Origin of the sequence: Myxococcus sp. CA033, from assembly GCF_013336625.1 — a bacterium.
GTDB classification, from domain to species: Bacteria; Myxococcota; Myxococcia; order Myxococcales; family Myxococcaceae; genus Myxococcus; species Myxococcus llanfairpwllgwyngyllgogerychwyrndrobwllllantysiliogogogochensis.
In genome coordinates this window covers 964,575-976,731 of record NZ_JABUMU010000001.1, presented here as the reverse complement: position 1 = coordinate 976,731, position 12,157 = coordinate 964,575, and the positions used below count along the sequence as shown (strand labels likewise).

Genomic DNA, 12,157 nt, shown 5'->3' with positions numbered 1-12,157 from the left:
ATGAAGCTGACGGATGTCCTCGCAGGGTGTGGTGCCGAGCAGACCTCGGGTGGTCGTTCCGCGGTCGACGTCACCGGTGTGACCCAGGACTCGCGGCATGTGAAGCCTGGCGACTTGTTCATCGCCATTCCCGGCACCAAGGAGGATGGTGCCCAGTTCATCGGGGAGGCCGTGTCACGCGGAGCCGTGGCGGTGGTCTCCGAGAAGCCGGTGCCTTCCTCGCAGGTGCCCTTCTTCAAGGTGGGCAGCGCGCGCAAGGCGCTGGCCCTCATCGCCGCGAACTTCCATGGCCGGCCGGCCGACAAGCTGACGTTGCTGGCGGTCACCGGCACCAACGGAAAGACGACGACGTCGTTCCTGTTGGAGGCGATGAGCGCGGCGGCCTACGTGTCCACGGGTGTCATTGGCACGCTGGGCTACAAGTTCGGGGGCAAGACGGTCGAGACGGCCAACACGACGCCGGATCCGCTGGAGCTGCACCGCATCTTCCGGGAGATGGTGGACGCGGGTGTGGAGACGGTGGTGATGGAGGTGTCCAGCCACGCGCTCGCGCAGGAGCGCGTGCACGGGCTGACCTTCAAGGCCGCGGGCTTCAGCAACCTGAGCCGCGACCACCTCGACTACCACAAGGACATGGAGGACTACTTCCAGGCGAAGCGGAAGCTCTTCGCGGAGAACCTGTCCTCCACGGGCGTGGCCGTCGTGAATGGCGACGACACGTATGCCAGCCGCATCTACAACGAGCAGCGCGGCCAGAAGCGGATGGCGTGGAAGTTCAGCCGCACCGGCAACGGTGAGATTTCGGCCTCGGACGTCACCTTCACGCTGGCCGGCATCACCGGCACGCTGAAGACGCCCTCGGGCGACATCGCGCTGAAGAGCAAGCTCTTGGGCCCCCACAACCTGGAGAACATCCTCCTGGCGGTGGGCATCGGCATCGGCGCGGGCTTCTCGCGCAGCGACGTGAAGGTCGGCATCGAGCGGATGACGCCCGTGGCCGGCCGCATGGAGCGCGTGGAGAACTACGGCCCCGCGGGGGCGCCCGCCGTGTTCGTGGACTACGCGCACACCGACGACGCGCTCAAGCGCGCGCTGGAGGCTGCGCGCGCGATGGCCAAGGGCCGCGTCATCACGGTCTTCGGCTGCGGAGGAGACCGGGACAAGGGCAAGCGTCCGTTGATGGGCGCGGTGGCCGCGGAGGCCGCGGACCTGACGGTCATCACCAGCGACAACCCGCGCACGGAGGACCCGGAGGAGATCATCAGCCAGGTGACGTCGGGCGTGGAGAAGGGCGGCCTGCGCCGCATCTCCGCGAACAAGGCGAAGTCGGGCGAGAAGGGCTACCTCGTCGAGGCGGACCGTCGCACCGCCATCGAGCAGGCCATTGCACTGGCGAGCGCGGACGACGTCGTCCTCATCGCTGGCAAGGGCCACGAGACCTACCAGCAGGTGGGCAAGGAGAAGCTCAGCTTCGATGACCGCCAGGCCGCCGCCAAGGCACTGGCGAGCCGCACCGCCGGCTGAGAAGGCTCGCGGACGGGACGCCCCACACCCCTATGGCAGCTCGATTCAGCGACGAAGAGGTGGTGCAGGCGACGGGGGCGACCCGGCTCGGAAGTCCCGGGCCGGCCGCCTTCGAGGCCGTCTGCACCGACACGAGGGCACTCACCCCGGGGTGCCTCTTCGTGGCGCTGGTGGGTGAGCGCTTCGACGCCCACGCGTTCGTGGACGTCGCGGCCAGGGGTGGGGCGGCCGGCGCGGTGGTGGGGCGGGGCCGTGCCCTGCCCGCGCTGCCCGCCGGTTTCACGCTCTACGAAGTCGACGACACGCTGATGGCGTTGGGGGCCCTGGGCCGCCACCACCGTCAGCGCTTCCGCATTCCCATCTGCGCGGTGGGCGGCTCCAACGGGAAGACGACCACCAAGGAGATGGTGGGCGCCATCCTCGCCACGCGGGGCCCGGCGCTGAAGACGGAAGGCAACTTCAACAACGAGGTGGGCGTCCCCCTGACGCTGTTCCGGCTGGAGCCCCAGCACGTGGCGGCGGTCATCGAGGTGGGGATGAACCGGCCCGGCGAAATCCAGCGGCTCACCCGCGTGGTGCGGCCGGACGCGGGCGTCATCACCGTCGTCCAGCCCGAGCACCTGGAGGGGCTGGGCAGCCTTCAGGGCGTGGCGGACGCGGAAGGGGAGATGTTCCAGGAGATGGGGCACGGGACGACGATTGTCGTCAACGCCGATGACCCGCTCATCCCCGCGCAAGCCGAGCGCAGTGAAGCGAACCGGCTGACCTTCGGCCGCGCGGAAGACGCGGATGTGAGGCTGGTGTCGGTGGAGACGAAGGGCCGCGACGGCATGGTGGCCACGGTGCGCCACCTGGGCCGCGAGTGGCCGGTGCGGCTGGGCTTCATCGGTCCGCACAACGCGCAGAACGCGACGGCGGCCTTCGCGGTGGCGCTGGCGCTGGGCTACACGGCGGAAGAGTGCGTGAAGGGGCTGGAGGCGGCGAAGCCGTACGCGCGGCGCCTCAACGTGGTGGACGGGTTGGGGGGCGTGACGGTGATTGACGACTGCTACAACGCGAACCCCGCCTCCATGGACGCGGCGCTGGAGACGCTGGGCACGCTGGTGACGCCTGGGGGCCGCGCGGTGGCGGTGCTGGGCGACATGCTGGAATTGGGCCCGGGCGAGCTGGAAGAGCACGCGCGGCTGGGCGGGCAGGTCGCGAGCAAGGCGGCGCTGGTGGCCTTCTTCGGCCCGCGCTCCGCGGAAGGGTTCAAGCACGCGGGGCTGGGTGGGTCCGCGGCGCATTTCACGGAGGTGGAGCCCCTGGTGGCGTGGTTGACGCCGAGGCTGCGCCCCCACGACGTGGTGCTGGTGAAGGCGAGCCGCGGAATGCGGCTGGAGCGGGTGGTGGCCGCATTGACGGGCACGACCGCGTCCTCCGGAGGAAACCACTAGTGCTGTATCTGCTCTACGAGCTCATCCAGAACACGGAAGCGGGGCGGGTTCTCAACTTCCTGCGCTACCCCACCTTCCGCATCATCGCCGCCGGGGTCTTCGCGCTCGTGCTGGGCATGTTGATTGGGCCGCGCCTCATCGCGAGGCTGCGCCTGAAGCAGCACGGACAGAGCAACGTCCGCGAGGACACGCCGGACTCGCATCAGAAGAAGAAGGGCACGCCCACCATGGGTGGCGCGCTCATCCTCATCTGCATCGCCGCGGGCACGCTGCTGTTCGCGGACCTGAAGAGCCGCGCCGTCTGGGTGGTGCTGCTCCTGACGTTCGGCTACGGCTTCATCGGCTTCCTGGACGACTGGCTCAAGCTGTCCAAGCGCAACTCCAAGGGCCTGGCGGGGCGCAAGAAGATGGTGCTGCAGACCGTCTTCTTCCTCATCGCCGTCTTCGGCCTGCTGACGACGTGGACGCAGCCGGACGGCTCGTTCGGCCCCACGCTGCTCATCAACACGCGGCTGACGCTGCCCTTCATTCCGTCCCACTGGTTCAACCTGGACCTGGGCTGGTTCTACGTCGTCTTCGCCTGGATTGTCATCGTGGGCACGTCCAACGCGGTGAACCTCACCGACGGCCTGGATGGGCTCGCGATTGTCCCCACCATCGTCTCCGCGATTACCTTCGCGGTGCTCTGCTACGTGGCGGGCACCACGCTGAGCATCGCGGACTCGGTGACGGTGGGCGGCACGACGAAGCTGGTGGCCACGCCGCTGTGGCAATACCTGGGCATCCTCCAGGTGCCGGGTGGCGCGGAGCTGGCCGTGTTCTGCGCGGCCATCGTCGGTGCGGGCATCTCCTTTCTCTGGTTCAACACGTATCCGGCCTCCGTGTTCATGGGGGACATCGGCTCGCTGGCGCTGGGTGGCGCCCTGGGCGGGCTGGCGGTGCTGTCCAAGAACGAGGTCGTCTCCGCCATCATCCACGGCATCTTCTTCGCGGAGGCGCTGAGCGTGATGATTCAGGTGGCCTCCTTCAAGATGACCGGCAAGCGCGTGTTCAAGATGGCGCCGGTGCACCACCACTTCGAGCTCAAGGGCCTGGCCGAGCCGAAGATCATCGTCCGTTTCTGGATCGTCTCCATCCTCTGTGGTGGCGTGGCGCTCCTGTCGCTCAAGCTGCGCTGATTCTCCCGAGGGGTGGAACATCCATGACGTTCGCGCTGTCCGGGCAGAAGGTGCTGGTGTACGGGCTGGCGAAGAGCGGCGTGGCGGCGCTGCGCTTGTTGTGCCAGCGGGGCGCGCGCGTGACGGCGCTGGACGCCCGGAGCGAGGACGCGCTGGGTGACGTGGCTCGCGAGGTGAAGTCGCTGGGCGCCACGCTCGTCACCGACCCCGCGACGCCGGGCCTCTTGGAGTCGCAGTCGCTGGTGGTGGTGAGCCCGGGCGTGCCGCTGGCGCTGCCGGAGCTGCGCGCCGCCGCCGCCGCGGGCGTTCCCATCTGGGGCGAGGTGGAGCTGGCGTGGCGCTTCCTGGAGTCGGTGCCGCTGTTCGGCATCACCGGCACCAACGGGAAGAGCACCACCACGGCGCTCACCGGAGAGCTGTTCGTCCAGGGAAAGAAGCGCACGTTCGTCGGTGGCAACCTGGGCCGGCCCTTCAGCGAGGCCGCGCTGTCCCCTGGAGACTGGGACGCGCTGGTGGTGGAGCTGTCCAGCTTCCAGCTCGAGGGCATCCAGACGCTGCGCCCGCGCGGCGCCGCCATCCTCAACCTCACGGCGGACCACATCGACCGGTACGCGGACCATGGGGCGTACGGCGAGGCCAAGGCCCGCATCTTCCACCACCAGCGAGAGGGCGACTTCGCGGTGGTGAACGCGGACGACGCGGACGTGCTCGCGCTGGCGTGCCAGGCGCGGGTACCCGTGTACGGCTTCAGCGTCACGGGCAAGCCGGTGGCGGACGCACCGACGCTGGCGGGGCTCGCGGTGGCGGAGGCGGGCGGCTTCCGGCTGGATTTCCAGGGGGAGAAGTACCGGCTCTCCAACCGCGCGCTCAGAGGCGCCCACAACGCGCAGAACGCGATGGCGGCGACGCTGCTGGCGCGGCTGGGCGGCGTCCCGGCCGAGGCGGTGCAGGCGGGACTGGACAGCTACCCGGGCCTGCCGCACCGGCTGGAGAGCGTACGGGTGTTGGACGGGGTGGAGTGGGTGAACGATTCGAAGGCCACGAACGTGGACTCCGTGCTGGTGGCGCTGCGCGCGTTCCAGGGCGGGCTGTGGCTGATTGCCGGTGGCAAGGGCAAGGGCGCGCCGTACGCGCCCATGGTGGAAGAGGGGCGGGGCAAGGTGAAGGGCGTGCTGACCATCGGCGCGGACTCGGACCTGCTCGCCCGGGCGTACGAGGGGCAGGCGGCGGTGCATGCGTGCGGCACGCTGGCGGCGGCGGTAGCGAAGGCGCGTGAGCTGTCGAAGTCAGGTGACACGGTGCTGCTGTCGCCCGCGTGTGCGTCGTACGATCAGTTCAAGAACTTCGAGGACCGGGGCGACAGTTTCAAGCGCCTGGTCGGAGCGCTGTGACGGCATGAAGACCTCTCCTCCGTCGAATGCTCCCGTGCGGTTCGACCCCATCCTCCTGTGCGCCGTGCTGGGCCTGGTGACGATGGGACTGGTGATGGTGTACTCGGCGAGCGCGGTGCTGGCGCAGGACAAGCTCGGCGACAGCCTCTACTTCTTCAAGCGGCAGGTCACCGCGGCGGCCCTGGGCCTGGTGGTGATGGCCGTGGCGATGAAGCTGGGCTGGCGCAAGCTGGCGCGCTGGGCGTATCCGCTGCTGCTGGCGGCCATTGTCCTGCTGGTGCTGGTGGCCATTCCGGGTATCGGCTCCACGGCGGGCGGCGCGCGGCGCTGGATTCGGCTGCCGGGCTTCAGCCTCCAGCCGGCCGAGGTCGCCAAGTTCGCCTGGGTCGTCTACCTGTCCTACTCGCTGGCGAAGAAGCGCGAGAAGGTGGCGACGTTCTCCGTGGGCTTCCTCCCGCACCTGGCGCTCTGCGGCATCCTGGTGATGCTTTGCATGCTCCAGCCCGACTTTGGCAGCAGCGTGCTGCTGGTGTTCATGTTGTTCGTGCTGCTGTTCGCCGCTGGCGCGAAGCTGAGCTACCTGGTCGGCTCCGTGTTGCTCGCGCTGCCGCTGGCGTACGTGGCGATTGCCTCCAGCCCGTATCGAATGAAGCGCATCCTGGCCTTCCTGGACCCGTGGGCGCACCGGCATGACGTGGGCTACCAGGTCGCCGAGTCGCTCATGTCCATCGGCTCCGGCGGCGTGGTCGGCCTGGGCCTGGGCGACGGCCGGCAGAAGCTCTTCTTCCTGCCGGAAGCGCACACCGACTTCATCTTCTCCATCCTCGGCGAGGAGACGGGGTTGATTGGCGTGGGCGTGCTCGTCTCGCTCTATGCCATCGTCCTGTGGCGCGGCGTGCGCGCGAGCCTCGCGGCCGGAGAGACCTTCGGCACGTACCTGGGGTTGGGCTTCACCTCCATCATCGCGTTCCAGGCCACGGTGAACATGTGCGTGGCCATGGGGCTGTTGCCGACCAAGGGCCTGACGCTGCCGTTCGTGTCGTACGGAGGCACGTCGCTGGTGGTGCTGATGGGCGCGGCGGGGGTGCTGCTGTCGCTGAGCGCCAGCGCGCAGGGAGCGCCTCGGAGCGCGCGGGCGGGTTCGGACTTGAGGGAGGTGGCGGCGTGAAGGTGCTCATCGCGGGGGGCGGCACCGGGGGCCATCTCTTCCCGGGCATTGCCCTGGCGGAAGAGGTGGTGACGCGTCACCACGCCAACGAGGTCGTCTTCGTGGGGACCGAGCGGGGCCTGGAGGCGCGCGTGGTTCCGCGCGAGGGCTATCCGCTGGAGCTGGTGAAGGTGCAGGGCCTGAAGGGCAAGGGCTTCTTCTCCCTGCTCAAGGCGCTCTTCGCGCTGCCCCTGGCCTTCATCGAGTCGTTCCGCATCCTCGCCCGGCAGAAGCCGGACGTGGTGGTGGGCGTGGGCGGCTACGCGAGCGGGCCCGTCGTCCTGGCCGCGTGGCTGATGGGCATCCCCACCGCCATCCAGGAGCAGAACGCGCTGCCGGGCCTCACCAACAAGCTGTTGGGCAAGGTGGTGCGGGTGGTCTTCATCGCCTTCGATGAAGCGCGGCGCTTCTTCCCGGAGAAGAAGGTGCAGCTCATCGGCAACCCCATCCGCCGCAAGCTGATGGACAACTACCTGCGCAGCCACGTGGCGCACGAGAACTTCTCGGTGCTCGTCTTCGGCGGCAGCCTGGGCGCGCGGGGCATCAACCAGCGGATGTTGGAGGCGCTCGACTCGCTGGGCGACTTGAAGGAAGGCCTGCGCTTCGTGCACCAGACGGGGAAGAACGACCTGGAGATGGTGCGCAAGGGCTACACGGACAAGGGCTTCCACGCGGACGTGGTGGAGTTCATCGACGACATGTCGAGCGCGTACGCGATGGCGGACCTGGTCATCTGTCGCGCGGGCGCCACCACGCTGGCGGAGCTGACCGTGTGCAAGAAGGCGAGCATCCTGATTCCCTTCCCGCATGCGACGGATGACCACCAGACGGTGAATGCGCGGGCGCTGGTGGACGCGGGCGCGGCGCTGATGTTCCAGGAGTCGGAGCTGACGGGCGCGAAGCTGGCGGAGACGCTGCGGACGTTGAAGTCGCAGCCCGAGCGGCTCAAGGGCATGGAGAAGAAGGCGGCCCTGCTGGGCCGTCCCGAGGCGGCGAAGGAGCTGGCCGACGTGTGTGTGGACCTGATGGTGCAGACCTGGGGCCCCACCGGCCGCGAGCGTCCCACCCCCGAGGCGAAGACGGCACCCAGGAGCAAGTCGTGACGAAGAACAAGCCCCCCAGCCTCTTCAAGACGCGGCACGCCGCGCAGGTGCACTTCGTGGGCATCGGCGGCATCGGCATGAGCGGCATCGCCGAGGTGCTCATCAACCTGGGCTACCGGGTGTCCGGCTCCGACCTGAAGGAGAGCGACATCACCCGGCGCCTGACGCGCATGGGCGCCACCATCTTCGAGGGGCACAAGGCGCAGAACCTCGTGCAGGCGGACGTGGTGGTGATTTCGTCCGCGGTGCGCAAGGACAACCCGGAGGTCGTCACCGCGCGCCAGCGGAAGATTCCCGTCATCCCCCGCGCGGAGATGCTCGCGGAGTTGATGCGGCTGAAGTACGCCGTCGCCGTCGCGGGCAGTCACGGCAAGACGACGACGACGTCCATGGTGGCCACCGTGCTGAGCGCGGCGGGCCTGGACCCGACGGCGGTGGTGGGCGGCAAGGTGAACGTGCTCGACTCCAACGCCAAGCTGGGCAAGAGCGAGCTGATGGTGGTGGAGGCGGACGAGAGCGACGGCAGCTTCCTCAAGCTGCACCCGTCCATCTCCATCGTCACCAACATCGACCCGGAGCACATGGACCACTACGGCTCGCTGGAGGTGCTCCAGACGGCCTTCGTGGAGTTCTGCAACCGGGTGCCCTTCTACGGCCTCAACGTGTTGTGCCTGGACAACCCCAACGTCCAGGCGCTCCTGCCGCGCATCGAGAAGCGCTTCGTCACCTACGGCAGCTCGCACATGGCGGACTACCGCCTGGAGAGCATTGCCCTGGACGGCTTCACCACCACGTTCCATGCGTTCCGCCGCGAGGAGGACCTGGGCGAGTTCCGCGTGCGCATGGTGGGCGCGCACAACGCCTTCAACGCGCTGGCCGTCATCGCCGTGGCGGAGGAGATGGACATCCCCCTGGAGACGGTGCGCACCGCGCTGGCCGAGTTCGGCGGCGTGCAGCGACGCTTCACCGTGAAGGGCGAGGCGAAGGGCATCACCGTGGTGGATGACTACGGTCACCACCCGACGGAGGTGCTGGCCACGCTGGCGGGCGCTCGGCGCGCCTTCGGTCGCCGCGTGGTGGTGGCCTTCCAGCCGCACCGCTACACGCGCACGCATGACTTGATGAAGGAATTCACCACGTCGTTCAACGACGCGGACGTGCTCTTCGTCACCAACGTCTACGCGGCCGGCGAGGAGCCGATTCCGGGCGCCACCGGTGACGCCCTCGCGGACGCCATCCGCGCGCACGGCCACCGCGACGTGACGTTCGTTCCCAAGCGCGCGGACCTGCCGGCGGCGCTGCTGCCCCGGCTGCGCGAGGGAGACCTCGTGTTGACGCTTGGCGCGGGAGATATCACCCACGTGGGGCCGGACCTGCTCGGCCTGCTCGGCAACGCGGCTCCGACGAAGGGCTAGCCGACATGGTGGAAGCGGGCGTGAAGACGGCGCTGGCGGCTCGCGTGGAGCGACTGCCGGATTGCGAAGTGAAGGCCGGCGAGCCGCTGGCTCCGCTCATCAGCGTCCGGGTGGGCGGCGCGGCGGAGGCGCTGGTGCGTCCGCGCTCGCCCGATGCGCTCGTCGCCGTGCTGAAGCTCGCGCGGGACGAGGGCGCGCCCGTGGCCATCCTCGGGGGCGGCGCCAACACGCTGGTGGGTGACGGCGGCGTGCCTGGTGTCACGGTGAAGCTGCCGGGGGACCTGTTCCCCGAGCTCATCGAGGTGGGGCCGGAGGACGGGCTCATCACCCTGGGCGCGGGCGCGGCCATCGTGAAGCTCGTCAACGTGATGCGCGGCCAGGGACTGGTGGGCGCGGAGTTCCTCGCGGGCATCCCCGGGACGCTCGGCGGCGCGGTGTCGATGAACGCGGGCACCAAGAATGGCGAGGCGTTTCGCGTCATCGAGGCGGTGGAGGTCGCCACGCCTGACGGGGTGGGGTGGCTGACGAAGGCGCAGGTGCCGCATGCGTACCGGCACTCGGAGCTTCCGCCCGGGGGCGTGGTGACGCGGGTGCGCTTCCGGCTGCCCAAGGGCGACGTCGCCGCCTCCAAGGTCGCCATGGACGCGGACCTGGGCTACCGCAAGCGGACGCAGCCGTTGAGCCAGCCCAACTTTGGCAGCGTCTTCACCAATCCCCCCGGAGACCATGCCGGGCGGTTGATTGAGCTCGTGGGCCTCAAGGGGCACACGCTGGGGCGGGCACAGATTTCGACGCTGCACGCCAACTGGATTGTCAACCTGGGCGGGGCGACCGCCCGGGACGTGCTGGGGCTCATCACGCTGATGCGGACGCGTGTGCAAGAGCATTCCGGTGTCGACATGAAACCCGAAGTCAAACGCGTGGGAGAGTTCCTGCCATGACAGCGAATCGCGGCGCCTTCTCGAAGGACGAACTCAAGAACAAGCGCGTGGGCGTGCTGTACGGCGGCCTGTCGTCCGAGCGCGAGGTGTCCTTGCGCACCGGCGCCGCTGTGGCCGGCGCGCTGCGCTCCCTGGGCTACGACGTGGTGGACATCGACGTGGGCAAGGACCTGCCCGCGCGCCTCATCGCGGAGAAGGTGGACGTGGCATGGTTGGCGGTGCATGGCCGCTACGGCGAGGACGGCAGCCTCCAGGGCCTGCTGGAGTCCATGTTCATCCCGTACACCGGCAGCGGCGTGCTCGCGTCGGCGATGGCCATGGACAAGGTCTACGCCAAGCTCGTCTTCATCGCCCAGGGCATCCCCACGCCCGCATACCGCGCCTTCGCCGACGAGGCGTCCGCGCTGGCGGCGGGGGACTCGCTGGGGTTCGACTTCCCGGTGGTGGTGAAGCCCAGCCGCGAGGGCAGCAGCGTGGGGGTGCACATCTGCAAGGCGCGCGCGGACTACGACGCCGCCGTGAAGGACGCCGCGAAGTATGCGGGCACCCTCCTGGTGGAGCAGTTCGTCAAGGGACGTGAAGTGCAGGGTGGAGTGTTGGACGATGAGGCCCTGGGCGTCATCGAGGTCCGCGCCGCCCGCGAGTTCTACGACTACGATGCCAAGTACAAGGCGGGCACGGGAACGCAGTACCTCTTCCCCGCACCCCTGCCTCCGGATCAGTATGCACGGGTCAACGAGGTGTGCCTGGGCGCGCACCGGGCCCTGGGCTGTGCGGGGGCTTCGCGCTCGGACGTCATCGTCACCGACGGAGGCGATGTGTTCCTGCTGGAAACAAACACGCTGCCAGGCATGACGGCCACCAGCCTCCTGCCCAAGATTGCCGCAGGACGTGGTATCGACTTCCCAGCCCTGTGCGAGCGCCTGTTGCAAGGCGCATGTCTCAAGGCCTGAGACGGCCTTCCCCCTCGTCAAGTCCCCCCTCGAAGTCCTGGCCTCTCGTGGGGCCGGGGCGCTACAGCGACGTCGCTGTAGCCAAAAACTGGCGTGGAGATCCATCCGCGCGCAGCATGGGTCCCAGCGTTCCCACCATGGCCTTCGGTCGAAGCAAAAACCGCCGCCGTCAAGACACTGCCCAGCGAAATGAGGCCGTGAAGAGCGTGGTGCGCTCGCAGGGGCCGGGCGTGGTGAAGGTGGTGGCGCTGACGCTGGTGACGGGGCTGCTGGTGTGGGGTGGGGTGGAGCTGCGCCGGTGGGCGCTGGTGTCGCCCCGGTTCGAACTGGCGGCGGTGTCCTTCACCGGCCTGCAGCGCGCGTCGCGCGTGGAGCTGCTGCGCCTGGCGGCTTTGACGAAGGGTCAGAACCTCTGGGCGTTGGATGTAGGGGGGCTGGAGCGGGCCATGCTTCAGCACCCGTGGGTGAAGAAGGTGGACGTGACGCGGCGCTTCCCGAACCGCGTCTCCGTGGAGGTGTCCGAGCACGTCCCGGAGGCGTTGGCGGTGATGGGGGAGCTGTACGTGCTGGACGAAGAGGGCGAGCCCTTCAAGCGGGTGACGCCGGGGGACGGGCTGGATTTGCCGCTCGTCACCGGGGTGGACCGCGAGGGCTACGTGACGGACCCCGCCGTGGCGCGCCAGCGGTTCCAGGCGGCGCTCGAGGTGGCGCGGGCGTACGCGAAGGAATCGCCGGGCAAGCCGGAGCGGCTGTCCGAGGTGCGGATGGAGGGGCGGGAGGTGACGCTGGTGGCCGCTTCCGGGCAGGAAGTGCGCCTAGGCGAAGGGAATTCCGAGGTCAAGCTGCAGCGGTTGGGCCGTGTCCGGCGCGAACTGGGCGCCAGGGGGCTTGCAGCGGAGATCATTCACCTGGATAACCGGGCCCGGCCCGGTTGGGTGGCGGTGAAGCTTTCGAGCCCCGTGTCCGAGAGGAACGGGAGCGCGAGGCAGTAAGAGGACGCCCCTTTCAC

The 12,157-nt window shown here is 69.0% G+C and carries 10 protein-coding genes; all 10 read left to right on the top strand.

What is annotated here, in order from left to right:
- Positions 1-1,524, top strand: a complete 1,524-nt coding sequence (locus HUA78_RS03760) for a UDP-N-acetylmuramoyl-L-alanyl-D-glutamate--2,6-diaminopimelate ligase (protein ID WP_141648200.1) — start codon at positions 1-3, stop codon at positions 1,522-1,524.
- Positions 1,525-1,556: 32 nt separating this feature from the next.
- On the top strand, positions 1,557-2,960 hold the full coding sequence (murF, locus tag HUA78_RS03755) for a UDP-N-acetylmuramoyl-tripeptide--D-alanyl-D-alanine ligase (RefSeq protein WP_174453136.1): 1,404 nt from the start codon (positions 1,557-1,559) through the stop codon (positions 2,958-2,960).
- Entirely contained in the window at positions 2,960-4,138 is a 1,179-nt protein-coding gene (mraY, locus tag HUA78_RS03750) for a phospho-N-acetylmuramoyl-pentapeptide-transferase (protein WP_141648328.1), read from the top strand. The genes murF and mraY overlap by 1 nt, the downstream gene beginning before the upstream one ends.
- Positions 4,139-4,161: 23 nt before the next feature.
- Positions 4,162-5,529, top strand: a complete 1,368-nt coding sequence (murD, locus tag HUA78_RS03745) for a UDP-N-acetylmuramoyl-L-alanine--D-glutamate ligase (RefSeq protein WP_174461486.1) — start codon at positions 4,162-4,164, stop codon at positions 5,527-5,529.
- 4 nt (positions 5,530-5,533) lie between these two features.
- The gene (gene ftsW / locus HUA78_RS03740) at positions 5,534-6,697 is read left to right on the top strand and encodes a putative lipid II flippase FtsW (RefSeq protein WP_141648326.1); all 1,164 of its coding nucleotides are present in this window, start codon (positions 5,534-5,536) and stop codon (positions 6,695-6,697) included.
- The gene (gene murG / locus HUA78_RS03735) at positions 6,694-7,839 is read left to right on the top strand and encodes an undecaprenyldiphospho-muramoylpentapeptide beta-N-acetylglucosaminyltransferase (RefSeq protein WP_141648325.1); all 1,146 of its coding nucleotides are present in this window, start codon (positions 6,694-6,696) and stop codon (positions 7,837-7,839) included. Before ftsW ends, murG begins: the two co-directional genes overlap by 4 nt.
- Positions 7,836-9,254 (top strand): UDP-N-acetylmuramate--L-alanine ligase, encoded by a 1,419-nt coding sequence (gene murC / locus HUA78_RS03730; protein ID WP_174461485.1) that lies wholly within the window; start codon positions 7,836-7,838, stop codon positions 9,252-9,254. Before murG ends, murC begins: the two co-directional genes overlap by 4 nt.
- 5 nt (positions 9,255-9,259) lie before the next feature.
- Positions 9,260-10,195 (top strand): UDP-N-acetylmuramate dehydrogenase, encoded by a 936-nt coding sequence (murB, locus tag HUA78_RS03725; RefSeq protein WP_174453139.1) that lies wholly within the window; start codon positions 9,260-9,262, stop codon positions 10,193-10,195.
- Positions 10,192-11,148 (top strand): D-alanine--D-alanine ligase, encoded by a 957-nt coding sequence (locus tag HUA78_RS03720; RefSeq protein ID WP_141648322.1) that lies wholly within the window; start codon positions 10,192-10,194, stop codon positions 11,146-11,148. The genes murB and HUA78_RS03720 overlap by 4 nt, the downstream gene beginning before the upstream one ends.
- Before the next feature lie 137 nt (positions 11,149-11,285).
- Entirely contained in the window at positions 11,286-12,140 is an 855-nt protein-coding gene (locus HUA78_RS03715; RefSeq protein ID WP_174453140.1) for a cell division protein FtsQ/DivIB, read from the top strand.
- The last annotated feature ends 17 nt before the right edge of the window (positions 12,141-12,157 follow it).

Coding starts and splice junctions, on each gene's coding strand:
- HUA78_RS03760 (WP_141648200.1), top strand. CDS start 1: ATGAAGCTGACGGATGTCCTCGCAGGGTGTGGTGCCGAGCAGACCTCG.
- murF (WP_174453136.1), top strand. CDS start 1,557: ATGGCAGCTCGATTCAGCGACGAAGAGGTGGTGCAGGCGACGGGGGCG.
- murD (WP_174461486.1), top strand. CDS start 4,162: ATGACGTTCGCGCTGTCCGGGCAGAAGGTGCTGGTGTACGGGCTGGCG.
- ftsW (WP_141648326.1), top strand. CDS start 5,534: ATGAAGACCTCTCCTCCGTCGAATGCTCCCGTGCGGTTCGACCCCATC.
- murB (WP_174453139.1), top strand. CDS start 9,260: ATGGTGGAAGCGGGCGTGAAGACGGCGCTGGCGGCTCGCGTGGAGCGA.
- HUA78_RS03720 (WP_141648322.1), top strand. CDS start 10,192: ATGACAGCGAATCGCGGCGCCTTCTCGAAGGACGAACTCAAGAACAAG.
- HUA78_RS03715 (WP_174453140.1), top strand. CDS start 11,286: ATGGCCTTCGGTCGAAGCAAAAACCGCCGCCGTCAAGACACTGCCCAG.